24 protein-coding genes are annotated in these 21627 nt (G+C 71.5%); 13 read left to right on the top strand and 11 right to left on the bottom strand.

Annotated elements, in window-relative coordinates; all coding sequences use genetic code 11:
- Positions 1–60: 60 nt before the first annotated feature.
- From TNCT1_RS04230 to TNCT1_RS04220, 3 genes are all read left to right on the top strand, one after another.
- A complete protein-coding gene (locus TNCT1_RS04230; protein ID WP_143628191.1) occupies positions 61–465 on the top strand; it encodes a hypothetical protein in 405 nt (134 codons plus the stop codon).
- A 200-nt stretch (positions 466–665) separates the two neighbouring features.
- Positions 666–1658: a porphobilinogen synthase gene (gene hemB / locus TNCT1_RS04225; protein WP_143628189.1), complete on the top strand. Its 993-nt coding sequence runs from the start codon at positions 666–668 to the stop codon at positions 1656–1658.
- A 276-nt stretch (positions 1659–1934) separates the two neighbouring features.
- A complete protein-coding gene (locus TNCT1_RS04220; protein ID WP_143628187.1) occupies positions 1935–2303 on the top strand; it encodes a DUF805 domain-containing protein in 369 nt (122 codons plus the stop codon).
- Between the two features lie 214 nt (positions 2304–2517).
- Here TNCT1_RS04220 and TNCT1_RS04215 read toward each other — a convergent pair whose 3' ends face one another.
- From TNCT1_RS04215 to TNCT1_RS04205, 3 genes are read right to left on the bottom strand one after another with little or no spacing between them, the layout of a single operon-like run.
- Positions 2518–3366: a DUF4253 domain-containing protein gene (locus TNCT1_RS04215; RefSeq protein ID WP_143628185.1), complete on the bottom strand. Its 849-nt coding sequence runs from the start codon at positions 3364–3366 to the stop codon at positions 2518–2520.
- A gap of 48 nt (positions 3367–3414) precedes the next feature.
- Positions 3415–3597: a DUF397 domain-containing protein gene (locus TNCT1_RS04210; RefSeq protein WP_143628183.1), complete on the bottom strand. Its 183-nt coding sequence runs from the start codon at positions 3595–3597 to the stop codon at positions 3415–3417.
- Complete coding sequence (locus tag TNCT1_RS04205) at positions 3594–4379, bottom strand: helix-turn-helix transcriptional regulator (RefSeq protein ID WP_143628181.1); 786 nt, start codon at positions 4377–4379, stop codon at positions 3594–3596. Before TNCT1_RS04205 ends, TNCT1_RS04210 begins: the two co-directional genes overlap by 4 nt.
- Positions 4380–4521: 142 nt before the next feature.
- On the opposite strand from TNCT1_RS04205, the gene TNCT1_RS04200 reads away from it, so the two are divergent.
- Entirely contained in the window at positions 4522–4983 is a 462-nt protein-coding gene (locus tag TNCT1_RS04200) for an ATP-binding protein (protein WP_143628179.1), read from the top strand.
- Positions 4984–5013: 30 nt separating this feature from the next.
- On the opposite strand, the gene argS is transcribed toward TNCT1_RS04200, so the two are convergent.
- Positions 5014–6777, bottom strand: a complete 1764-nt coding sequence (gene argS, locus TNCT1_RS04195) for an arginine--tRNA ligase (protein WP_143628177.1) — start codon at positions 6775–6777, stop codon at positions 5014–5016.
- Between the two features lie 127 nt (positions 6778–6904).
- On the opposite strand from argS, the gene lysS reads away from it, so the two are divergent.
- Positions 6905–8644, top strand: coding sequence for a lysine--tRNA ligase (gene lysS, locus TNCT1_RS04190; RefSeq protein ID WP_143628175.1), 1740 nt, complete (start codon positions 6905–6907; stop codon positions 8642–8644).
- A gap of 114 nt (positions 8645–8758) precedes the next feature.
- Here the strand turns inward: lysS and TNCT1_RS04185 are convergent, their stop codons facing one another.
- The 3 genes from TNCT1_RS04185 to TNCT1_RS04175 all read right to left on the bottom strand — a co-directional run bounded on the left by TNCT1_RS04185 (position 8759) and on the right by TNCT1_RS04175 (position 12000).
- Complete coding sequence (locus TNCT1_RS04185) at positions 8759–10009, bottom strand: DUF2637 domain-containing protein (RefSeq protein WP_174266133.1); 1251 nt, start codon at positions 10007–10009, stop codon at positions 8759–8761.
- Between the two features lie 99 nt (positions 10010–10108).
- On the bottom strand, positions 10109–11014 hold the full coding sequence (locus TNCT1_RS04180; protein ID WP_174266132.1) for a DUF3558 family protein: 906 nt from the start codon (positions 11012–11014) through the stop codon (positions 10109–10111).
- A gap of 128 nt (positions 11015–11142) precedes the next feature.
- On the bottom strand, positions 11143–12000 hold the full coding sequence (locus TNCT1_RS04175) for a DUF3558 domain-containing protein (RefSeq protein WP_143628173.1): 858 nt from the start codon (positions 11998–12000) through the stop codon (positions 11143–11145).
- A gap of 216 nt (positions 12001–12216) precedes the next feature.
- Between TNCT1_RS04175 and TNCT1_RS04170 the strand changes: the two genes are divergently transcribed.
- Complete coding sequence (locus TNCT1_RS04170) at positions 12217–13410, top strand: RtcB family protein (RefSeq protein WP_143628171.1); 1194 nt, start codon at positions 12217–12219, stop codon at positions 13408–13410.
- A gap of 66 nt (positions 13411–13476) precedes the next feature.
- Here the strand turns inward: TNCT1_RS04170 and TNCT1_RS04165 are convergent, their stop codons facing one another.
- From TNCT1_RS04165 to TNCT1_RS04155, 4 genes are all read right to left on the bottom strand, one after another.
- Positions 13477–14310, bottom strand: a complete 834-nt coding sequence (locus TNCT1_RS04165; protein ID WP_235902303.1) for an LAGLIDADG family homing endonuclease — start codon at positions 14308–14310, stop codon at positions 13477–13479.
- Positions 14311–14516: 206 nt separating this feature from the next.
- On the bottom strand, positions 14517–14663 hold the full coding sequence (locus TNCT1_RS35755) for a hypothetical protein (RefSeq protein WP_174266131.1): 147 nt from the start codon (positions 14661–14663) through the stop codon (positions 14517–14519).
- Complete coding sequence (locus TNCT1_RS04160) at positions 14663–15439, bottom strand: SDR family NAD(P)-dependent oxidoreductase (protein ID WP_143628169.1); 777 nt, start codon at positions 15437–15439, stop codon at positions 14663–14665. The genes TNCT1_RS35755 and TNCT1_RS04160 overlap by 1 nt, the downstream gene beginning before the upstream one ends.
- A 52-nt stretch (positions 15440–15491) precedes the next feature.
- Positions 15492–15830 carry a YnfA family protein gene (locus tag TNCT1_RS04155; RefSeq protein ID WP_143628167.1) on the bottom strand — a complete coding sequence of 113 codons (339 nt, stop codon included), beginning with the start codon at positions 15828–15830 and terminating at the stop codon, positions 15492–15494.
- Between the two features lie 114 nt (positions 15831–15944).
- On the opposite strand from TNCT1_RS04155, the gene TNCT1_RS04150 reads away from it, so the two are divergent.
- From TNCT1_RS04150 to TNCT1_RS04120, 7 genes are all read left to right on the top strand, one after another.
- On the top strand, positions 15945–16409 hold the full coding sequence (locus TNCT1_RS04150) for a hypothetical protein (protein ID WP_143628165.1): 465 nt from the start codon (positions 15945–15947) through the stop codon (positions 16407–16409).
- A 59-nt stretch (positions 16410–16468) separates the two neighbouring features.
- A complete protein-coding gene (locus TNCT1_RS04145; protein WP_143628163.1) occupies positions 16469–16948 on the top strand; it encodes a MarR family transcriptional regulator in 480 nt (159 codons plus the stop codon).
- 92 nt (positions 16949–17040) lie between these two features.
- Entirely contained in the window at positions 17041–18126 is a 1086-nt protein-coding gene (locus TNCT1_RS04140) for an LLM class flavin-dependent oxidoreductase (RefSeq protein WP_143628161.1), read from the top strand.
- A gap of 8 nt (positions 18127–18134) precedes the next feature.
- Positions 18135–18731 (top strand): CE1759 family FMN reductase, encoded by a 597-nt coding sequence (locus tag TNCT1_RS04135; RefSeq protein ID WP_174266144.1) that lies wholly within the window; start codon positions 18135–18137, stop codon positions 18729–18731.
- Between the two features lie 97 nt (positions 18732–18828).
- Positions 18829–19563, top strand: coding sequence for a response regulator transcription factor (locus TNCT1_RS04130; protein WP_143628157.1), 735 nt, complete (start codon positions 18829–18831; stop codon positions 19561–19563).
- Entirely contained in the window at positions 19563–20996 is a 1434-nt protein-coding gene (locus tag TNCT1_RS04125; RefSeq protein WP_143628155.1) for a HAMP domain-containing sensor histidine kinase, read from the top strand. Before TNCT1_RS04130 ends, TNCT1_RS04125 begins: the two co-directional genes overlap by 1 nt.
- A gap of 42 nt (positions 20997–21038) precedes the next feature.
- The gene (locus TNCT1_RS04120) at positions 21039–21587 is read left to right on the top strand and encodes a GNAT family N-acetyltransferase (protein WP_143628153.1); all 549 of its coding nucleotides are present in this window, start codon (positions 21039–21041) and stop codon (positions 21585–21587) included.
- The last annotated feature ends 40 nt before the right edge of the window (positions 21588–21627 follow it).

Here is a 21627-nt window from a genome sequence, read left to right as displayed (position 1 = left end):
CGTGCACCGCCGCGCACCGCACGCTGCCCGGCGTGTTGCGCGCATGCCATCATCGGGCGCATGAGTGAGGACACCGGATACGCGGGGATCGTCTACTGGCGTCGGAGTCTGTGGAACGGGGCGCGGTGCGTGCCCGTGCTGCTGAGCCTGCTGCCGGGGGTGCTGCGTGCCGAGGACCGGGACGGTCGGGTGGTCTTCCAGGAGGACCCCCGGGAGGTCGGGGGCCGGATCTCCCGGCTGGGGACCCTGCTGGTCGATGCCGGCGGGAGGCGTTACGCCCTGGTCGGCCGGGGCGCTGCCGTGTCGCCCGGGCCGAGTGCCGGACAGCAGGCGGCGGTGAGTGCCTTCCGGCCGCCGTCGGCCGCGGGCGGCGGCGCGGTCGACCTGCTGCTGAACGGCGGGGCCGCGGCGCGGATGCGCGCCTGGCACACCCTGCTCGGCGAGGCCGGCGCCCGTCTGCGCTGACCGGCGCGGCACCGGCGCCGACCGGTCCCGCGAAGGCGCATCCGGCGGCCGCCGTCGCCCGGAATCCACTGACGGGTTCCCCGTCCTGCGGCCTTCCCCGAGGCGGGGCGGGGAACCCGCCCGGCCGCCGCGCTCCCACGGGCCCGGCTCCGACGTCTCGTCGGCAAAGGTGCCCGTGCGGCGGGCGTAGCGTAGAAGGCATGACGAAGTACGGATCTTTTCCCGGTACGCGTCCCCGCCGGCTGCGGACCTCGCCCGTGATGCGGCGGATGGTGGCCGAGACGCGACTGCACCCCGCCGACTTCATCCTGCCGGCCTTCATCCGTGAGGGCGTCGGCGAGCCGGTGCCGATCTCGGCCATGCCCGGGGTCGTCCAGCACACCCGCGACAGCCTGAAGAAGGCGGCGCTGGAGGCGGTGGAGGCCGGGATCTCCGGGATCATGCTGTTCGGCGTGCCGGAGGACGACAAGAAGGACGCCCTGGGCACGGTGGGCACCGACCCGGACGGCATCCTCCAGGTCGCGCTGCGCGACGTGCGGGCCGAGGTGGGCGACGACCTGCTCGTCATGTCCGACCTGTGCCTGGACGAGTTCACCGACCACGGCCACTGCGGGGTGCTCGACGACGAGGGCCGGGTCGACAACGACGCCACGCTCGAGCGGTACGCCGAGATGGCCCAGGTGCAGGCCGACGCGGGCGCCCACGTCGTCGGGCCCAGCGGGATGATGGACGGCCAGATCGGCGTCGTGCGGGACGCGCTCGACCAGATCGGCCGGGAGGACGTCGCCATCCTCGCCTACACCGCCAAGTACTCCTCCGCCTTCTACGGCCCCTTCCGCGAGGCCGTCGCCTCCTCGCTGCAGGGCGACCGCAAGACGTACCAGCAGGACCCCGCCAACTGGCGCGAGTCGCTGCGCGAGCTGGAGCTGGACCTCGCCGAGGGCGCCGACATGGTGATGGTGAAGCCGGCCGGTCCCTACCTCGACATCCTCGCCCGGGTCGCCGACGCCGTGGACGTGCCCGTCGCCGCCTACCAGATCTCCGGCGAGTACTCGATGATCGAGGCCGCCGCGGAGAAGGGCTGGATCGACCGGGACCGCGCCATCCTCGAGACCCTGACCGGCATCAAGCGGGCCGGGGCGCGGAGCATCCTCACCTACTGGGCGACCGAGGTGGCGCGAAAGCTGCGCTGACGGACACGGTTGGAGATCGTTCCGGTACCGAAACGGCGGCGGCCCGGCTGCGGTGTGCTGTCGTTTCGGCAACGGAACGAGCGCGGTTCCGGGAATGTCCGGTGACGATTCGGCGGACGCTCCGTGATCATGGGTGTTTCTGTCCTGAAAGCGATGTTTGAAGCCGCCGGGCAGCGCATCTCCGGTGCTTATGACGCGCTCCTGCCAACCCCCTAATCTCTGCGCTGGCCCGATCCGTTCCCGGAGGGGCTGAACGTCGATCCCTGGGGGGATGTCATGAGCTGGTTCCTCGCCGCACTCAAGAAGTACGCCGTCTTCAGCGGGCGCGCGCGCCGCAAGGAGTTCTGGCTGTTCGCGCTCTTCGCGTACCTCATCTACATCGTGCTGGGCGTCCTCGGCGCCGCGACGAAGACGCCGGCCCTGATGGCCGTGGCGGGCATCGTCGCCCTCGGCTTCCTGCTGCCCACCTGGGGTGTGACGGTGCGCCGCCTGCACGACACGGGCCGCTCCGGCTGGTGGATCCTGTTCGGCATCATCCCGCTCGTCGGCCCCATCACCCTGCTGGTCTTCTACTGCCTGGACAGCGAGGCCGGCGCCAACAAGTACGGCCCGAACCCGAAGGCGGAAGCCCCGGCGTTCGTCTGACGCCGGGCGCGCGGCACGCGTGCCGCGCCCTCTCGCCGTCCCGAGGCCGCCCGGCCGACGATGTCCGGGCGGCCTCGGGCATGCCCGGGCCGGCGGCCGGGACCGCTCCACTCTCCGGCTCTGCTTCGTGACGCAGACGCCGGACGAGATCACCGAAGGGCTGCGGAGGCCGGGCAGGGGGCTCGCCCGGTGACCCGGTGAGGAGCGCCGCAGGTCAGTCCCACCAGAAGGTCCAGCTGGGCTCTCCGACCAGGGCCTTGGCGTAGGCGCGCAGGCCGCCCGCGTCGCCCTGGGCGATGTTGTCCGGGCAGAAGGCGAAGTGCTCCGCCGCCAGGGCCTCCGCGTCGGCCAGGGTGCTCGGCGGGGCGGCCACCGACACCACCAGGACGTCGAAGCCGAGGGCGACGACGCGTATGCCGAAGCGGTCCTCCCAGGAGCGCAGGACCGCGCACAGGCGCGCCACGTCGTTCTCGTGGTTGAGCGGACCCGTCCAGCCGATGGCGGCCGGGATGTCGGCGGAGCGCCGGGAGGGCACGAGGGCCAGGCGCGCGTCCCTGAGCCAGGTCCCCGCGGCCACCGAGTCGGCCACCTGGGCGGCCCTCGTGCCCGGGTCGGCGGTCAGCGTGCCGGCCGGAGCCAGCCCGGGCCAGTGCGCACCGAACGGCTCCAGCAGCTCGGCCAGTTCCTCGCCGAACGCCGCCCGCGGCTCGTCCTCGGGGCCGTCCTCCGCCCCCTCGCCGCCCCAGTACTCCGCGAGGACGTCCTCCGCGTCGTGATCCCCGGGATAGGACATGTCGCCGGGCATCAGCTCCCAGCCGTCAGGTCCGCCCTGAGGCCCGCCCAGCTCCACGATGACCGGCAGCAGACCCGCCCGGGAGGCGGGCGCGCCCAGCGCGGCCCAGGTGCCGGGCGCGGCCTGCTTCTCCGCGTGCCACAGCAGAGGCTCGTGCCAGGGGCCGTCGTCCGTCGTGTCCACCAGCCTGCCGGGCGGCAGCCGCAGACCGAGGGAACGTCCGCTGGGGTCGGTCGCCAGAGAGGGCAGCGGGTTGGGAAGAGTCGCCATGCCGGTGACTGTAAGGGCGCCCACTGACAACGCCGTTGACCGGCGACGTCACCTCAGGGACGCGGTGAAGGCGGCCCAGGTCGCGGGGGAGAGGCGCAGGGTGTGCTCTTCGGCGGGCTGCTGCTTGGAGTCGCGGACGTGGATCGCCTGGGGGGTGGCGGCGACTTCGAGGCACTGGCCGCCTTCGCTGCTGCTGTAGGACGACTTGAACCACTGAAGTGCGGTGTTCATTGCTCTCCTAGCAGACGGTCCAGCAGGCTTCGTGAGTCCTCGACGGTGAGGGCCTGAGTCCGCAGCATTGCATACTTGCGAGCCAGGATGGACACCTCGTCAGGGTCGGAAACCCACTGGCTGCCGCGTTGGGATTCGGTGTAGGCCAGGTGCTGGTGATCGGGTGTCTCCAAGAGCGTGAAGGGGCCTGCGTCGCCCGCGTGGTGAGCACGGTCAAGTGGCAGCACCTGCAGCGAGAGGCAGGGCAACTCGGAGTATTCGCGCATGAATTGCAACTGCTCCTGATGTACCTGCCGGCCTCCGGTCGGCCAGCGCAGGGCCGGTTCCCAGATCACGAAGCTCAGCGTGGGCGGCTCCTTGCGGTGCAGGATGTTCCGTCGCTGCACGCGGGCCTCGGCCTTTGTCTCCAGTTCGTCGGCGTCGTAAGCGGGGACGCGACCGCTCAGGAGCGCACGAGCGTATGACTTGGTCTGAAGCAGCCCCGGTACCACCAGCGCGTCGTACCAGGACAACGCGATGGCCACCCGCTCCTGGTCCATGTACTCCTCGGCCCACAGCGGGAACTGGTCGACCTCGGGCAGGTTGGCCACCCCCGCGGCCAGCGTCCCCTTGGTGCCCAGGAAGTCGTCGAGGATCTCGGCGATGTCCGGCTTCAGCGTGCGCCGGCCCTGCTCGATCGACGCGATCGTCTCCTCGTTGATGTTCAGCGCGGCGCTCAGGCCCGACTGGCTCAGCCCCGCCGCCCGGCGTGCGGTGGCGAGCTGACGGCCCAGCATCCGCATGGCCGAGTGGTTCCTCCGTGCAGACGTCATACCGCTGAACTCCCCAGCCCGGGCCGTACACGACCCCGTACCAACCCGTACAAACACGTTGTACGGGATCACCCACTGAACAACAGTAGTCACTCTGCGCGATCTTCGTCCCGTGAACGCACAGACCGAACTCGCCCGTCAGCGTGACCAGTTCTACGGCCGGGACCGCCGCTCGGTGCCCGCCGCCAGACGGTTCACCGAGTGGTCGCTGGCCTACTGGGGGCTCGCCGGATGGCGGCGGGCGGAAGACGTGACGCTCTGCGTGAGCGAGCTGGCCACGAACGCACTGGTGCACGGGGTGCCGCCGGGGCGGGGCTTCCTGCTGCGGCTGCGGTACGACGGCACGGTCGTACGGGCCGAGGTGCACGACAGCGGGACCGGCGTCCCGCGGGTCGCGGAGGACGCCGGGGAGGACGAGGCGGAAGGGGGACGCGGACTGCTGCTGGTCTCGTCCCTGGCCGACAAGTGGGGCGTCGGGCAACGGGCGCCGGGCAAGCTGGTGTGGTGCGAGTTCGTCACGCCCCGGACGGCGCCCCGGGCCGGCGGACAGCGCGGCGGCCCGCCCTCGACGTGAGGACGGGCCGCCGCGACGCCGGACCGGCCGTCAGAGCTTCTCGGGCGTCCTGATGCCCAGCAGGGCCATGCCCCGGTGCAGGGTGCGGGCGGTCACGTCGCACAGGAACAGTCGGTTCTCCACCAGCTCCGGCGTCTCGGCCTTCAGCACCGGGCACTTGTCGTAGAACGTCGTGTACAGGGAGGCGAGCTGGTACAGGTACGCGGCCAGCTTGTGCGGTGCGTACTCCGCGGCCGCCTCCCCCACCGTCTCCGCGAACGCGTCCGCGTGCAGGCCCAGAGCGCGCTCGGCCGGCGCCAGTTCCAGCTCCGGGTGCGCCACGGGGCGGACCTCGCCGGCCTTGCGCAGGATGGACTGGATACGCGCGTACGCGTACTGCAGGTACACGCTGGTGTCGCCGTTGAGCGAGACCATCTGGTCCAGGTCGAACTTGTAGTCCCGGATCGCCGACGTCGACAGGTCCGCGTACTTCACCGCGCCGATGCCCACCTGCGCGCCGCGCTCGGCGATCTCCTCCTCGGACAGGTCCTGGGCCTTCTCCCGGACCACGGCCGAAGCACGGTCGATCGCCTCGTCCAGCAGGTCGACCAGCCGGATCGTCTCGCCCGCACGCGTCTTGAACGGCTTGCCGTCCTTGCCGAGGACGGTGCCGAACGCGAGCTGCTGCGCCTTGACGTCCTCGTTCAGCCAGCCGGCCCGCCGGGCGGTCTCGAAGACCATCCGGAAGTGCAGGGCCTGACGGGCGTCGACGACGTACAGCAGCGTGTTCGCCTTCAGGTTGAACACGCGGTCGCGGATCGCGGACAGGTCGGTCGCCGCGTAGCCGTAGCCGCCGTCCGACTTCTGCACGATCAGCGGCACCGGGTTGCCGTCCGGGCCCTTGACGTCGTCGAAGAAGACGCACAGCGCGCCCTCGGAGCGGACCGCGACACCGGACTCCTCCAGGAGCCGGCAGGTCTCCGCGAGCATGTCGTTGTAGCCGGACTCGCCGACGATGTCGGCGTCGCGGATCTCCATGTCCAGCTTCTCGAAGACGGAGAAGAAGTAGATCTTCGACTCGTCCACGAACCGCTGCCACATGGCGAGGGTCTTCGGGTCGCCCGCCTGCAGGTCGACCACCCGGCGCCGGGCGCGCGTCTTGAACTCCTCGTCGGAGTCGAACAGCTTGCGCGCGGCCTTGTAGAGGCGGTCGAGGTTCGACATCGCCTCCTCGCCGCTCACCTGGGAGTCCTTGTGGTCCAGCTCGTGCGGGTGCTCGTCCAGGTACTGGATGAGCATGCCGAACTGGGTGCCCCAGTCGCCGATGTGGTGGCGCCGGACCACGCTCTCCCCGGCGAACTCCAGGAGCTGCACGACCGAGTCGCCGATCACCGCGGAGCGCAGGTGGCCGACGTGCATCTCCTTCGCCACGTTCGGCTGGGCGTAGTCGATCACCGTCGTGCCCGGGTTCGCGGCCCGCGGCACGCCGAGGCGGCCGGTGTCGTCCGCGTACCGCGCGGCCAGGTTCGCGGTGATCGCCCGGTCGGAGACCGTGATGTTGAGGAAGCCGGGCCCGGAGACCTCGATGTCCTTGATCACTTCGCCCGACTCGACCCCGGCGACGACCTGGGCCGCCAGCTCCCGCGGGTTGGCCTTGGCCTTCTTGGCCAGCGCCAGGATGCCGTTGGCCTGGAAGTCCGCCCGGTCGCTTCGTCGCAGCAGCGGGTCCGCGCCGGCGGCCTCCGGCAGGGTGGCCGAGAGGGCGGACGCGAGGCGCTGCTGGACGGAATCGCTGAGGGACGTGACCGAGGCCATAGGAAGGGGTGCCGTTCTCCTCGTGGGGATGGATAGACCCGGCCAGTATCCCACGGGGGGCAAAGGGGTTTTCCCCGTCGCATGCGGGTCTGTGACAATGGAGTGTCACCCGTTCAGAAAGAAGGACGTGCCGATCGTGGCTCAGAGCACCGAGACCACCGACTGGGTCTCCCGTTTCGCGGATGAGGTCATCGAAGCGTCGGAGCGCCGTGCCCCGGGCAAACCGGTCGTCGTCGCGTCCGGGCTCTCCCCCTCGGGCCCGATCCACCTGGGCAACCTGCGCGAGGTCATGACCCCGCACCTGGTCGCCGACGAGATCCGCCGCCGCGGCCACCAGGTCCGGCACCTGATCTCCTGGGACGACTACGACCGCTACCGCAAGGTCCCGGCCGGGATCGCGGGCGTCGACGAGTCGTGGGCCGAGCACATCGGCAAGCCGCTGACCTCGGTGCCGGCGCCGAAGGGGTCGTCGTACCCGAACTGGGCCGAGCACTTCAAGGCCGCGATGGTCGCCTCGCTGGCCGAGCTGGGCGTGGAGTTCGACGGAATCAGCCAGACGGAGCAGTACACCTCCGGCGTCTACCGCGAGCAGATCCTGCACGCGATGAAGCACCGCGGCGACATCGACGCGATCCTCGCCCAGTACCGCACCAAGAAGGCCCCGGCCAAGAAGCAGCAGAAGCCGGTGGACGCGGCGGAGCTGGAGGCCGAGGAGGGCTCGGGCGCCGCCGCCGAGGACGACGGCAGCTCCGGCGCGGCCGGCTACTTCCCGTACAAGCCGTACTGCGGCAACTGCGGGAAGGACCTGACGACGGTCACCTCCTACGACGACGACAGCACCGAGCTGGCCTACACCTGCACCGCCTGCGGCTTCGCCGAGACGGTCCGGCTGAGCGAGTTCAACCGCGGCAAGCTGGTCTGGAAGGTCGACTGGCCGATGCGCTGGGCCTACGAGGGCGTGATCTTCGAGCCGAGCGGCGTCGACCACTCGTCCCCGGGCTCCAGCTTCCAGGTGGGCGGGCAGATCGTCGGGATCTTCGGCGGCGAGCAGCCCATCGGCCCGATGTACGCCTTCGTGGGCATCTCCGGCATGGCCAAGATGTCGTCCTCGCGCGGCGGCGTGCCCACCCCGGCCGACGCGCTGCAGATCATGGAGCCGCAGCTGCTGCGCTGGCTGTACGCCCGGCGCCGGCCGAACCAGTCCTTCAAGATCGCCTTCGACCAGGAGATCCAGCGGCTCTACGACGAGTGGGACAAGCTGGCCGCCAAGGTGACCGACGGCTCCGCGCTGCCGGGCGACATGGCCGCGTACACGCGGGCCGTGGGCACCGCCGCCGGTGAGCTGCCGCGCACCGCGCGCCCGCTGCCGTACCGCACGCTCGCGTCCGTCGCCGACATCACCGCCGGGCACGAGGACCAGGCGCTGCGCATCCTCAGCGAGCTGGACCCCGAGCAGCCGCTGGCCTCGCTCGACGAGGCACGGCCCCGGTACGACAAGGCCGAGGCGTGGATCAACACCCACGTCCCCGCCGACCAGCGCACCATCGTCCGCGACGAGCCCGACGCCGAGCTGCTGAAGTCCCTCGACGAGGCCTCCCAGCAGTCGGTGCGGCTGCTGCTCGACGGGCTCGCCGAGCACTGGTCGCTCGACGGGCTGACCCACCTCGTCTACGGCGTGCCGAAGGTGCAGGCCGGGTTCGCGGCCGACGCCACGCCCAAGGAACTGCCGCCGGAGATCAAGACGGCCCAGCGGACGTTCTTCGCCCTGCTGTACCACCTGCTGGTCGGCCGGGACACCGGGCCGCGACTGCCCACGCTGCTGCTGGCCGTGGGACAGGAGCGGGTGCGCGCCCTGCTCGGGGAGTAACGCGGAAGCGGCCGGACACGTCCGACGCGAAAGAGGGGCCCTCATCACGAGGGCCCCTCTTCTCCGTTCCTCACCGTGCGGCTTCCTCCGTCGTCCGGAGGCGCCGCCGTGCCGTCAGGCGATGTGGTCCTCCTCCAGCTCCGCCGAGTGGCGCTGCTGGAAGCGTTCCGCGAGCTCCTTCAGGGCGCCCGGGCTCAGCGTGTTGCCGTAGGTCGCCTCGATGTTGTCGCCGAGCACGCGGGGCGTGGGGTAGCTGCCGTCGATCGACTGCCGGAAGATCTGGTAGTACGCGTCCTCGTCCGGCTCCGGGGCGCCGCCGCCCTCGCCGAGTTCGCGGGTGCGGGTGGCGTTCACCGGGATCGGGAAGCTGCCGGTGTCCTCGGGGGAGGGCTGCTGGAACTGCTCCGCCGGCTGCTCCTCGTACCAGCCCTCGTACTCCTCCTCGGGGACGTACTGGGGGTCCGGCACGAGGTCGTACGCGGGGTCGTAGCCGCCGTGGTAGTCCACCTCGCGCGGAGCCTGGAACCAGGGGCTCTCCTCGTCCACCGGGGGTTCGGGCCGCCGCTGCCCGGGAGGCGCCGCCTGCTTAGGGACGGGCGCGGCCCCGGCGGCCTGGGCGGCCGCGGGCACCGCGTCCTGGGCCGCGGTGAGCTGCGGCTGGGGCTGCGGCTGGGGCTGCGGGACCGGCGGCAGGAGCATCGGTTCGATGCCCGCCGCCGCGAGGCCCGCCGGTGCCGTCTCCGCGAGCGGGACGCCGTAGCGGGCCAGACGCAGGGGCATCAGCGACTCGACCGGGGCCTTGCGGCGCCAGGCCCGGCCGAAGCGGGAGCGAAGACGGGCCTGGTAGACCAGGCGCTCCTGCTCCAGCTTGATCACCTGGTCGTAGGAGCGCAGCTCCCACAGCTTCATCCGGCGCCAGAGCAGGAACGTGGGCACCGGGGAGAGCAGCCAGCGGGTGAGGCGGACGCCCTCCATGTGCTTGTCCGCCGTGATGTCCGCGATCCGGCCGATGGCGTGCCGGGCCGCCTCGACGGAGACCACGAACAGGATCGGGATCACCGCGTGCATGCCCACACCCAGCGGGTCCGGCCAGGCGGCGGCGCCGTTGAAGGCGATCGTCGCCGCCGTCAGCAGCCACGCCGTCTGGCGCAGCAGCGGGAAGGGGATCCGGATCCAGGTCAGCAGCAGGTCCAGGGCGAGCAGGACACAGATGCCCGCGTCGATGCCGACCGGGAACACGTAGGAGAAGTTCCCGAAGCCCTTCTTGACGGCAAGCTCACGGACGGCCGCGTACGAGCCGGCGAAGCCGATGCCGGCGATGACCAGCGCGCCGGACACGACCACGCCGATGAGTATGCGGTGCATCCGAGTCAGCTGCATTGGCGCGGCCACTCGTACTCCCCTCCCCTTGCGTGTTGTTGCGCGCAACAGGGTGGCACACGTGTGCGGCGCACGTGACGCGGGTCAGTCCTTCTTCGCGGCCGACTTGGACGGAGAAGCGCTGGATGAGGGCGACTTGGACGCCTGCTTCGACGGGGACTTCGAGGTGCTCGCGGACGGGGAGGCGGACCCGCCCGAGGACGTGCCGGTGCCGGAACCCTTGCCGTTGGCGGCCGAGACGGAGGCGACCGCCTCCTTGACGGCCTTCTGCGCGTCCTTCGACAGGTCGTCGGCGCTCGGGGTCTTCTCGCCCGCGAGACCGGCGCCGTTGTAGTCGAGCGTGACGACGACGTTCTCGACCCGGGCGACCATCGTCTGCTGCTTGAAGGTGCCCTCCTTCTTCTTCAGGTCGTAGCGCACCAGCGTCGCCTCGGCGCCCGTCCCGGCGACCGGCTCCGACTTGGTGTTCTTCGCACCCGAGACGGCCTTGGCGTCCTCGACCTGCCGAGCGAGGTAGGCGTGCGCCTGCTCGTCGCCGGAGCCCCGGGCGGCGTCCGAGTCGAAGCGCAGCAGGGAGACGTTCAGCCAGCGGAACTGCGAGCCCTTGACGCCGTTGTTGTCCAGGCTGCTCCAGGAGCAGGAGGCACGGGTGGTGGTGTCGTCGCTGCTGCCCTCCTTGCCCGACTTGGCGCCCTTGGGCACCAGATCGGTGAGGGTCTTCTTGGACAGCACCGCGCACGAATCGGGCAACTTGCGGTAGGCGGCGGCCTGCACGGTCGGGGAGGCGCTCGCCGACGGCGTCGCCGAGGAGCTCCCGGTGGTCCGCGTCGCGCCGCTGTCGCCGGCCTTGTCCGAGGAGTCGCCGGAGTCGGAGGAGCAGGCGGCGGTGATCAGCACCGCGGGAACGGCCGCTGCGCAGACAAGGGCGCGGCGCAGACGCTTGGCTCGCTGGTCGTGGGCACGGACGTTTCGCTGGGCTGCTCGCTGCATGGTTCCTTCACTCGTGACACTCGGTGTTCGTGCGGGTTCCTGCGGGGCCCCACGGTACGCGGTGGAGGAGCTGTGCGGTTCGCCTTCACCCCGTTCACGGGCGGCGGCGCGGGGGCCCGCCGGGGGCGTCATCCGCCCAGTGCGTCGGCCAGCCGGGAGGCCAGATTCCGGGCCCTGTCCTGCAGTTCCTTGCTGTCCGGGACGGTTCCCGTCGCCATCGGCTGCTCCTCGTACTCGATGGTGACGACGACGTTGGACGTGCGGAACACCACAGTCACCGTTCGCTGTTCGGCCGTCGAGCCGGAGGTGCTGAGCTGGTCGTCCAGATACGCCTCGTCACCGAGGTCGGGCAGCACGCGCGGCTGCAGCTCGGCCGGCGGGGCGCCGGCGGCGCCGGAGGCGGAGGAGGCGGAGGAGGTGGCGGAGGTGGCGGAGGACTCCGGGGCGGACGCGGCAGGGGACCCGGAGCCCGACGGGGAGGCGTCGTCGCGCGTGTTCGCCGTGGGGTTGGAGGTGGCCGGGACGGGGGTGGTCGGCTCGGGCAGGTCGGCCGCCGTCTCCTGCTCCTCGAACAGCTTCTGCGCCTGGTCGTCGTCGCTGACCGCGTTGTCGTACGACACCACGCGCTCGAAGTCGACCGCGAGCCGGTCGGTGGCGGCGCCGGACGACGCCTTCCAGCGGCAGCCCACCTTGCGGTCGGTGCTGTAGGTGAGCGTCGCCTCGCCCTGGTAGGCCTTCTCCCGCTGGTCCGGGTCGGCGATCTGCGCGATGCCGGGCAGCAGGGTGTCGAGGGCGTCGTGGCCGAGGACCCCGCACGGCTCGGGCAGGCTGCGGTACTTGCCGGGCTGGGCGGCGGGCGTGGCCGTGCCGGCGGTGCCCGGATTGGCGTCGTCGGTGGGCCCGTCGTCCCCCGAACCGCTCGTGCAGCCGGCCAGCAGCGCCACGAGGAGGGCGGCGGTGCCGGTCACATACGCCTTCCGCTGCACGGTCGGGCTCCTCTCGACGGTCTCTGCTCGCTGGTGCGCTCAGTGTCCCCGCTGGTTATTCGCTTGCCGCCGCGGGGCGCTGCCTGGAGACAATGTGTACCGCACGCACTGCCGTGAACGACGGCCCCCTGTCCCTTTTCGTGGACCTTGTCGCCGCTTTTGCGTTCTGTTGCCCTTAAAGCCTTTTGTTGTTGTTCTCGGGGGAATGAGGAACCCATGTCGTACGTGGAGATGCCGGGCGCGAAGGTGCCGATCCGGATGTGGACGGATCCCGCGACGGTGGAGGACGTGGCCCTGCGTCAGCTCAAGAACGTCGCCACCCTGCCGTGGATCAAGGGCCTGGCCGTGATGCCGGACGTCCACTACGGCAAGGGCGCGACCGTCGGTTCGGTCATCGCGATGCGGGGCGCGGTGTGCCCGGCCGCGGTGGGAGTGGACATCGGGTGCGGCATGTCGGCGGTGCGCACCTCGCTGACCGCCAATGACCTGCCGGGGGACCTGTCCCGGCTGCGGTCGAAGATCGAGCAGGCGATTCCGGTGGGGCGGGGGATGCACGACGACCCCGTGGAGCCGGGGCGGTTCCACGGACTCGCCACCGCGGGCTGGGACGAGTTCTGGGGGCGGTTCGGCGGGATCGCGGAGGCGGTGAGGTTCCGCGAGGAGCGAGCGGTCAAGCAGATGGGGACGCTTGGCGGCGGCAACCACTATGTCGAACTCCTGCTTGATTCCGATGGCGCTGTCTGGCTGACGCTCCACTCGGGCTCCCGCAACATCGGCAAGGAACTGGCCGAATATCACATCGGCGTGGCCCAGCGGCTCCCGCACAACCAGGGCCTGGTCGACCGAGACCTCGCCGTCTTCGTCTCGGACACCCCGCAGATGGCGGCCTACCGCAACGACCTGTTCTGGGCGCAGGAGTACGCGAAGTACAACCGCACGCTGATGATGGCGCTCCTGAAGGACGTGGTCCGCAAGGAGTTCAAGAAGGCGAAGCCGGTCTTCGAGCCGGAGATCTCCTGCCACCACAACTACGTGGCGGAGGAGCGGTACGCGGGCATGGACCTGCTGGTCACCCGCAAGGGCGCGATCCGGGCCGGCTCCGGCGAGTACGGGATCATCCCAGGTTCGATGGGCACCAGTTCGTACATTGTCAAGGGGCTCGGCAACGAGAAGGCGTTCAACTCCGCCTCGCACGGCGCCGGCCGGCGTATGAGCCGCAATGCCGCCAAGCGGCATTTCACCGTGGGGGATCTCGAGGCGCAGACGAAGGGCGTGGAGTGCCGTAAGGATTCCGGTGTGCTGGACGAGATTCCGGGCGCCTACAAGAACATCGAGCAAGTCATGGAGCAGCAGCGTGACCTCGTGCAGGTCGTCGCGAAGCTGAAGCAGTTCCTGTGCGTGAAGGGCTGACACGAGAGCCGTCCCCAATGGGTGTCCGGGGCGACTCGCGGGCTCATCGACGCTTCGGTCCGGGGCTTACTGACGGGTCGCTCCGGCGCCTTGTCCGGTGCGGAGGCGCCAGAGGCGGAGGCCGCAGCCTCTGATCGTCCTCCCGAGTACCTCGGCGGCCCTCTCGGCGTCGTCGAGGCTCAGCAGGACCCGGTCCTCGGCCTCGGTCCAGCGGCGCCGGGTACACGCGGCCCTCATGCCTGCGGGACGCTTCCAGGCCGCAAGCGATTCGGCAGCTTTGCGTTTGCGCTCAAGGGACAGGCAGCCGGGACGGTAGAGGTCGGCGGCCAGACGCTGGGCCGGCTCCATCGTGTAGAGAACGTTGTAGATGTCGTCGCGAGTGTTGCGCCTGAGGCTGCGCTCCGCTCCGGTGACTTCCCTGCTGTGGTCACGCAGGAAGGACGCCATGGCGCTGCTGGCCGTGGTCAGCGAGACGAATGGAAGCCCCTTGCTGGTGAAGCCGACTGATCCGTCGGCGTCGATCAGACCGCGCAGATAGTCGCGGTGGGAAAACTCGCCCAGCGGGGGAGCGATCGTCTTTGACTTGCGCCCGTAGGGCAGGCCGAGTGCGTTGAGGGTGGTTCTGGCCTCCAGGGAGCAGACGGTCCAGGTCGCCGAGGTGTGAGTCGCGGCGTAATTGGTGGATCGGGTGCGTTCGGTGATGCTGCTGTAGTAGGGCGTGAGCTTTTGGAACATGCGTAAAAGGCCGACGTCCCGAACGGAGAGTTCGACGCTCAGACTCCCTTTTTGGCCGGCGCCCTGAGACAGGTGTCCGTCCGCCTGCAGGAAGCCGAACATGTAGGCGTACTCGGGGGTCCTGAGATCCATGAACCCGTGTGCGCTGGGCTTGCGTTGAGCCACGAGGGAAACCTGCACTTTCGTTCGATCACGTGGCGCGAGCCTAGATCGGGGGTTCGCACGGTGATCGGTTGCTCGATCGGAATCCCTCGTACGAGTGAGGTGCGCTGCACGCTCGCAGGCCGGGAACGACGCCCGCTCAGCCGGGCCCCCGGGACAGGGCTCCGCCGTCGGCGGCGACGGGGCCTCCGGGGCGGGTGCGGCGCGGGTTACTTCGCGTGGCGTACGGCGTAGATCATGACGAACGCCACGAAGTGGATGCCGAAGAGGAAGTAGGCGAGGAAGTACCAGACCTGGCGCTCGTTCCTCGTCTCCTCGGCCAGGCGGCGCTTTTCGAGCGCGTCCTCTTCGGGCATCACGACTCCCTGTGCACCTTCGTGTTGGACGCCTGGGCGCGCGGGCGCAGCACGAGGAGGTCGACGTTGACGTGGCTGGGGCGGGTGACCGCCCAGGTGATCGTCTCCGCCACGTCGTCGGCGGTGAGGGGTTCGGCCACGCCCTCGTAGACCTTCGCCGCCCGGTCGGTGTCGCCGCCGAAGCGGGTCAGGGCGAACTCCTCGGTCTTCACCATGCCGGGCGCGATCTCCACGACGCGGACCGGCCTGCCGACGATCTCCAGGCGCAGGGTCTCGGCGAGGACGTGGGCGCCGTGCTTGGCGGCGACGTAGCCCGCGCCGCCCTCGTACGTGCCGTGACCGGCGGTGGAGGACACCACGACCACCACTCCGTCGCCGCTCGCCTCCAGCTTGGGCAGCAGCGCCTGGGTGACGTTGAGGGTGCCGATGACGTTGGTCTCGTACATCGTGCGCCAGTCGGCCGGGTCGCCGCTGGCGACCGGGTCGGCGCCGAGGGCGCCGCCGGCGTTGTTGACCAGGACGCCGATCGTCGTGAAGGCGGTGGCGAACTCGTCGACCGCCGCGCGGTCGGTGACATCGAGCTGGTAGGCGGCCGCCGAGTGCCCGGCCGCGGTCAGTTCCTCGGCCAGCGCCTCGATGCGGTCCTTGCGGCGGGCGGTGAGGACGACGCGGTAGCCGGCCCGGGCGAGCTGCCGGGCCGTGGCGGCGCCGATACCGCTGCTCGCACCGGTGACGACGGCGATGCGGGAGGCGGCGGACGGGGCTGCGGTGGCCATGGGCTGCTCCTGGGGCTGCGGCGGGTCGGTTCCGTCCAGCCTAAGTGAGCCCTCAGCCGCCGTTCCGGGGCGCCCACATGATGACCGCCATCCCGGCCAGGCAGACCAGCGCGCCGGTGATGTCCCAGCGGTCCGGGCGGTAGCCGTCGGCGACCACGCCCCACAGGATCGACCCGGCCACGAAGATCCCGCCGTAGGCGGCGAGGATGCGGCCGAAGTGGGCGTCCGGCTGGAAGGTGGCGACGAACCCGTAGGCGCCGAGCGCGAGGACGCCGCCGGTGATCCAGAGCCAGCCGCGGTGTTCGCGCACCCCCTGCCACACCAGCCACGCGCCGCCGATCTCGAAGAGGGCGGCGACGACGAAGAGGGCGGCGGAGCGCAGGACGAGCATGACGGCAGCTTCGCACGGGCGTGCCGCGTCACCTGTTGGAGGGCGCCTGCCGGCCGGTTTCCGTGGGATAGATCGGTACGGCGGGTACGGGCGCCGGGCGCGAGGAGGCAGGGCATGCGGGTGAGGTCGTGGGTGCTGGGCGTGTGCGGCGTCCTGGTGGTGGCCGGCGCCGGGCCGGCCGGGGCGGCGCCGGCGCCCGAGGCCGATCTGACGCTGCACGGGAGCGCCGTGCTGACGGGGGACCGGGTGGAGGTCTCCGTCACCCCGCGCAACGCCGGCCCGGCCGCGGCGCCGGACGCGAGCGTGCTGCTGCGCTGGTCGGTGCCGCCGGCCGGGGACCAGCGGCTGCCGGCGGGGTGCGCGCGCACGGACGAGAGGTCGGTGGTGTGCGGGATCGGCGCGCTGGCGGCGGACGCGGTGGGTGAGCGGCTCACGGTGTCGGTGCGGCTGGCGCGGCGGCCGTCGGAGGTGACGCTGGAGGTGGACACCGTCTGGCTCGGCGGCGCCGTGGACCGGGACCGGACGAACGACCGGCTGACGGTGCTGGTGCTGGGCACCGGGGACGCGTACGCCTTCTGAGCGCCCGGCCGCGTGGCCGTACGATCACTGGACCACGCGGACGACAAGGGGAGTGCGGCATGGCCGGGAAGGCGACCGGGCGGTCCGGGCTGCTGGCGGAGCTGTCCGTGGTCTCCCGGCGGTACATGGCCTCGTACGCCCTGTTCAACCAGGCCGTGGCCGACCGGATCGGGCTGCACCCCACCGATCTGCAGTGCCTGAACCTGCTCACGCTGGAGGAGGCGCCGGTCACCACGGGCCGGATCGCGGAGCTGACGGGGCTGACCACCGGGTCGGCGACCCGGCTGGTGGACCGCCTGGAGCGGGCGGGGTACGTCGTGCGGCGGCGGGACGAGGTGGACCGGCGGCGGGTGCTGGTGGTGACCGTGCCGGAGCGGATCGCCGAGTTCGGGCGGCTGTGGGACTCGCTGGCCGGTGACTGGTTCTCCCTCTTCGACGAGCTGGACGACGGCGAGCTCGCGGTGATCGTGCGGCACATGGAGCGCACGGTGGAGTTCGGCGCGGAGCAGATCGCGCGGCTGCGCGAGCGGCGTGGCTGAGCCGGCCGGGGGGTCCGGGGGCGGGGAATAGTGGCGGACCGGGGGCCGTTCCAGGGCTATAGTTGAACGATAAACAACCTGGGAGGCTGGCCATGCAGTTCGGGATCTTCACCGTCGGCGACGTCACGCCGGACCCCACCACGGGGCGGACGCCGACCGAGCGCGAGCGGATCAAGGCCATGGTCGCCATCGCGCTCAAGGCCGAGGAGGTCGGGCTCGACGTCTTCGCGACCGGCGAGCACCACAACCCGCCGTTCGTGCCCTCGTCCCCGACGACCATGCTCGGCTACATAGCCGCGCGGACCGAGCGGCTCGTCCTCTCCACCTCCACCACCCTGATCACCACCAACGACCCGGTGAAGATCGCGGAGGACTTCGCGATGCTGCAGCACCTGGCCGACGGGCGCGTGGACCTGATGATGGGGCGCGGCAACACCGGCCCGGTCTATCCCTGGTTCGGCAAGGACATCCGGGAGGGCATCGGCCTCGCCGTCGAGAACTACGCCCTGCTGCACCGGCTGTGGCGCGAGGACGTCGTCGACTGGGAGGGCAGGTTCCGCACCCCGCTGCAGGGCTTCACCGCCACGCCGCGGCCCCTGGACGGCGTGCCGCCGTTCGTCTGGCACGGCTCGATCCGCTCCCCGGAGATCGCCGAGCAGGCCGCGTACTACGGCGACGGCTTCTTCCACAACAACATCTTCTGGCCGGCGGACCACACCAAGCGGATGGTCGAGCTGTACCGCAGGCGCTACGCCCACTACGGGCACGGCACGCCCGAGCAGGCGATCGTCGGACTCGGCGGCCAGGTGTTCATGCGCCGCAACTCGCAGGACGCGGTGCGGGAGTTCCGCCCGTACTTCGACAACGCGCCGGTGTACGGACACGGCCCCTCGCTGGAGGACTTCACCGAGCAGACCCCGCTGACGGTGGGCTCGCCGCAGCAGGTGATCGAGAAGACGCTGTCCTTCCGCGAGTACGCCGGCGACTACCAGCGCCAGCTCTTCCTGATGGACCACGCCGGACTGCCGCTGAAGACGGTGCTGGAACAGCTCGACATGCTGGGCGAGGAGGTCGTGCCCGTACTGCGCGAGGAGTTCGCCAAGGGGCGCCCGGCGGACGTGCCGGAGGCGCCGACCCACCAGTCGCTGCTCACCACGAAGGAGGCGGCCGCCGTATGAAGGACACCATGAGGCTCGTCGTCGTCTCGGCGGGACTGACCGTCCCCTCCTCCACCCGGCTGCTGGCCGACCGGCTGGCCGCCGCCGTGGACCGGCGCGCACCGGTGGACGTTCAGGTCGTCGAGGTGCGGGACCTCGCGGTCGAGATCGCGCACAACTTCACCAACGGGTTCGCCGGGAAGGCCCTGGCCGCCGCGCAGGAGGCGGTGGCGGGGGCCGACGGACTGATCGTCGTCACGCCCGTGTTCAGCGCCTCGTACAGCGGACTGTTCAAGTCCTTCTTCGACGTGCTGGACCGGGACGCGCTGACCGGCAAGCCGGTGCTGATCGCCGCGACCGGGGGCACCGGACGGCACTCGCTGGTGCTGGAGCACGCACTGCGGCCGCTGTTCGCCTACCTGCGGGCCGTGGTGGTGCCCACCGGCGTCTACGCCGCCTCGGAGGACTGGGGGGCCGAGGGGCTGGCGGAGCGTGTCGAGCGGGCGGCCGGGGAGCTGGCCGGGCTCATGACCGGGCTGTCCGCGGCCGGGGCGGACGCCGAGGACGCACCGCAGGTCGTGCCCTTCGCCGAGCAGCTCGCACGGCTCGGCGTCGCCGGCGCCTGACAAGGTGCGCCGCTGTGACGGTGAGAGCGCGGTAAAAAGGGTGATCGTCGGCCCGCGGGCCCGGCGGAACCGCCCGGGGCCTTGGCAGACTGGGAAGGTGCCCCAGACTGTGCTGCTCGCCGAAGACGACCGTGCCATCCGTCATGCCCTCGAGCGTGCCCTGACGCTCGAGGGCTACGAGGTGACGGCCGTCGCCGACGGGGTCGAGGCGCTGGCCCAGGCGCACCGGACCCCGCCGGACGTCCTGGTGCTGGACGTGATGATGCCGGGCATCGACGGGCTCCAGGTCTGCCGGGTGCTGCGGGCCGAGGGCGACAGCACCCCGATCCTCATGCTCACCGCCCTGGTGGAGACCGCCGACCGCATCGCCGGTCTGGACGCCGGCGCCGACGACTACGTGGTCAAGCCGTTCGACGTCGAGGAGGTCTTCGCTCGGCTGCGGGCGCTGCTGCGCCGCACCAGCCCGGTGCCGGCGGGCGGCGCGGGCGCGACGCCCGCCGCCGACGCCGGGCGGGACGTGCAGACCACCGACCGGCAGGTGGGCGCCGCGGACATCCGGATGGACGTGCAGGCCCGCCGCGCCTGGCGGGGCGGCCGCGAGCTGGAGCTGACCCGCACCGAGTTCGAACTGCTGGAACTGCTGGTCCGCAACGCCGGGATCGTGCTCGACCACTCCACCATCTACGACCGGATCTGGGGCTACGACTTCGGACCCGGCTCCAAGAACCTCGCCGTCTACGTCGGCTACCTGCGCCGCAAGCTGGACGAGCCCGGAGCCCCGCAGCTGATCCACACCGTGCGGGGCGTGGGCTACGTGCTGCGGGAGGACTAGTGGCGCGCGGCCGGCGGCCCGGGGCCGGGCCCCGGCCCAGACTGATCTCCCTGCGCACCACCTTCGCGGTGTCCTTCGCGGCCGTCACCGCCGCCGTGACCATCCTCGTCGGCATCCTGTCCTACAGCTCCGCCGCGCGCCTGGTCCGGGTCGACCAGCAGTCGGTGTTCACCCAGGTCGTCTCCGACGTACGGGACGAGGTGCGCCAGCACGAGATGGTCCCGGAGGACTTCTCCTCCTCCCGGCCCGGCCACGACCTGGTCCGGCCGGCCCGGACCGATGTGCAGGTGCTGGGCGCGCGGGGCGAGATCGTCGACCACGGCAGCCCGGTGCTGCCGGTCACCGCACGGGACCGGGCCGTCTCCGGGGCGCGCAGGGCCGGCCGGCTGGTCGAGCACAAGGACGTCCGGGTCGGCGAGGACCTGTTCCGCGTCGCCACCGTCTCGCTCGGCCACGGCAAGGGCGCGGTCCAGGTCGCCCAGGAGTTCAGCGACACCGAGGACCTGCTGCGGGCGCTGCAGCAGCGGACGCTGATCCTGATGTCGGCGGTCGTGGTCGCGGCGGGCCTGTTCGGCTGGTGGCTGGCCCGCCGGATCACCCGGCGCCTGGTCGTCCTCACCTCGGCCGCCGAGGACGTGGCCCGCACCCGCCGGCTGGGCATCGAGGTGCCCGTCACCGGGCTGGACGAGGTGGGCCGGCTCGGCCGCGCCTTCGACCGCATGCTGGGCCGCCTCGCCCAGTCGGAGGAGGACCAGCGGCGGCTGGTCCAGGACGCGGGACACGAGCTGCGCACGCCGCTCACCTCGCTGCGCACCAACATCTCGCTGCTGCGCCGGATCGACGAACTGCCGCCGGACAGCCGGGAGGAACTCGTCGCCGATCTCTCCCAGGAGGCCCGGGAGCTGACCGACCTGGTCAACGAGCTGGTCGACCTCGCGGCCGGGCAGTCCGACAGCGAGCCGCCGCAGCAGGTGGACCTGGCCGACATCGCCGAGGACGTGATGGGGCTGGCCAAGCGCCGTACCGGCCGGGAGATCGTGCTGCGGGCGAGCGGCGACACGCGTACCGAGGGGCGGCCCGGGATGCTCCAGCGGGCGCTGTCCAACCTGGTCGAGAACGCGGCCAAGTTCGACCGCGGCGGCAAGGAGCCGATCGAGATCGCCCTCACCGGCCCGGCGCGCCCGGGAACGGTCCGGGTCGAGGTGCTCGACCGCGGGCCGGGCATCGCCGAGGGCGATCTGATCCGCATCTTCGACCGCTTCTACCGGGCCGCCGACGCGCGGTCCCTGCCCGGCTCGGGCCTGGGCCTGTCCATCGTCCGCGAGGTCGCCATGGCCCACGGCGGGGCGCCGTTCGCCTACCGCCGGGAGGGCGGCGGAGCGGTCATCGGCTTCTCCGTGGGCGGCGGGACGACGGGGGACGGAAGCGGGTGAGCGCCCCCCGCCGGACGGCGCGCGTGCGGTAGGTTGCCCGCCATGCCCGAACCCGGATCCGCCGTCTGGCCGCCCGCCCCGATCAGGACCGAACGGCTCGTGCTGCGCGAGCCCGAGGCCCGGGACCGCGGGCCGTTCGTCGAGCTGCTCACCTCGCCTGAGGTGCACACCTACCTCGGTGGTCCTCGATCGCGCGAGGAGTGCGAGCGCGCGATGCCCGGGACGCCCGAGAGGCGCCCCGGCCTCTTCGTGATCGAGGCCGGCGGAACGATGATCGGCATGGTCGAGCTGAAGCCCCACGGCACGAACGGCTCGGGGAACGCCCGCCGTGACGTCGCGGAGTCGGAGATCGGCTACCTGTTCCTGCCGCGGGCATGGGGCCGCGGTTACGCCGCCGAGGCGTGCGCGGCGGCGCTCGGCTGGTTCGCGGGCGCGCTTCCCGGCGAGCCGGTGGTGCTCTGCACCCAGACCGCCAACGACCGCTCGATGCGCCTCGCGGTGAAGCTGGGCTTCACCGAGGTGCAGCGGTTCGAGGCCTGGGGCGCCGAGCAGTGGATGGGCGTGTGGTCCCCGCCCCCGCAGGCCGGCTGAGCAGGAACGTTTCCGAGACGGACCGGGCCGCGCCCGCCCG

The sequence above is a fragment of the Streptomyces sp. 1-11 genome (genome assembly GCF_007176755.1).
Lineage (GTDB): Bacteria > Actinomycetota > Actinomycetes > Streptomycetales > Streptomycetaceae > Streptomyces.
Note: the sequence above shows the minus strand (reverse complement) of the source record. Positions and strands in the feature narration are given on the sequence as shown.

What these genes read in the sequence shown, in the direction of transcription:
- TNCT1_RS04230 (WP_143628191.1), top strand. Translation starts at nt 61, where the DNA reads ATGAGTGAGGACACCGGATACGCGGGGATCGTCTACTGGCGTCGGAGT.
- hemB (WP_143628189.1), top strand. Translation starts at nt 666, where the DNA reads ATGACGAAGTACGGATCTTTTCCCGGTACGCGTCCCCGCCGGCTGCGG.
- TNCT1_RS04220 (WP_143628187.1), top strand. Translation starts at nt 1,935, where the DNA reads ATGAGCTGGTTCCTCGCCGCACTCAAGAAGTACGCCGTCTTCAGCGGG.
- TNCT1_RS04215 (WP_143628185.1), bottom strand. Translation starts at nt 3,366, where the DNA reads ATGGCGACTCTTCCCAACCCGCTGCCCTCTCTGGCGACCGACCCCAGC.
- TNCT1_RS04210 (WP_143628183.1), bottom strand. Translation starts at nt 3,597, where the DNA reads ATGAACACCGCACTTCAGTGGTTCAAGTCGTCCTACAGCAGCAGCGAA.
- TNCT1_RS04205 (WP_143628181.1), bottom strand. Translation starts at nt 4,379, where the DNA reads ATGCGGATGCTGGGCCGTCAGCTCGCCACCGCACGCCGGGCGGCGGGG.
- argS (WP_143628177.1), bottom strand. Translation starts at nt 6,777, where the DNA reads ATGGCCTCGGTCACGTCCCTCAGCGATTCCGTCCAGCAGCGCCTCGCG.
- TNCT1_RS04185 (WP_174266133.1), bottom strand. Translation starts at nt 10,009, where the DNA reads ATGCACCGCATACTCATCGGCGTGGTCGTGTCCGGCGCGCTGGTCATC.
- TNCT1_RS04180 (WP_174266132.1), bottom strand. Translation starts at nt 11,014, where the DNA reads ATGCAGCGAGCAGCCCAGCGAAACGTCCGTGCCCACGACCAGCGAGCC.
- TNCT1_RS04170 (WP_143628171.1), top strand. Translation starts at nt 12,217, where the DNA reads ATGTCGTACGTGGAGATGCCGGGCGCGAAGGTGCCGATCCGGATGTGG.
- TNCT1_RS35755 (WP_174266131.1), bottom strand. Translation starts at nt 14,663, where the DNA reads ATGCCCGAAGAGGACGCGCTCGAAAAGCGCCGCCTGGCCGAGGAGACG.
- TNCT1_RS04160 (WP_143628169.1), bottom strand. Translation starts at nt 15,439, where the DNA reads ATGGCCACCGCAGCCCCGTCCGCCGCCTCCCGCATCGCCGTCGTCACC.
- TNCT1_RS04155 (WP_143628167.1), bottom strand. Translation starts at nt 15,830, where the DNA reads ATGCTCGTCCTGCGCTCCGCCGCCCTCTTCGTCGTCGCCGCCCTCTTC.
- TNCT1_RS04150 (WP_143628165.1), top strand. Translation starts at nt 15,945, where the DNA reads ATGCGGGTGAGGTCGTGGGTGCTGGGCGTGTGCGGCGTCCTGGTGGTG.
- TNCT1_RS04145 (WP_143628163.1), top strand. Translation starts at nt 16,469, where the DNA reads ATGGCCGGGAAGGCGACCGGGCGGTCCGGGCTGCTGGCGGAGCTGTCC.
- TNCT1_RS04140 (WP_143628161.1), top strand. Translation starts at nt 17,041, where the DNA reads ATGCAGTTCGGGATCTTCACCGTCGGCGACGTCACGCCGGACCCCACC.
- TNCT1_RS04135 (WP_174266144.1), top strand. Translation starts at nt 18,135, where the DNA reads ATGAGGCTCGTCGTCGTCTCGGCGGGACTGACCGTCCCCTCCTCCACC.
- TNCT1_RS04120 (WP_143628153.1), top strand. Translation starts at nt 21,039, where the DNA reads ATGCCCGAACCCGGATCCGCCGTCTGGCCGCCCGCCCCGATCAGGACC.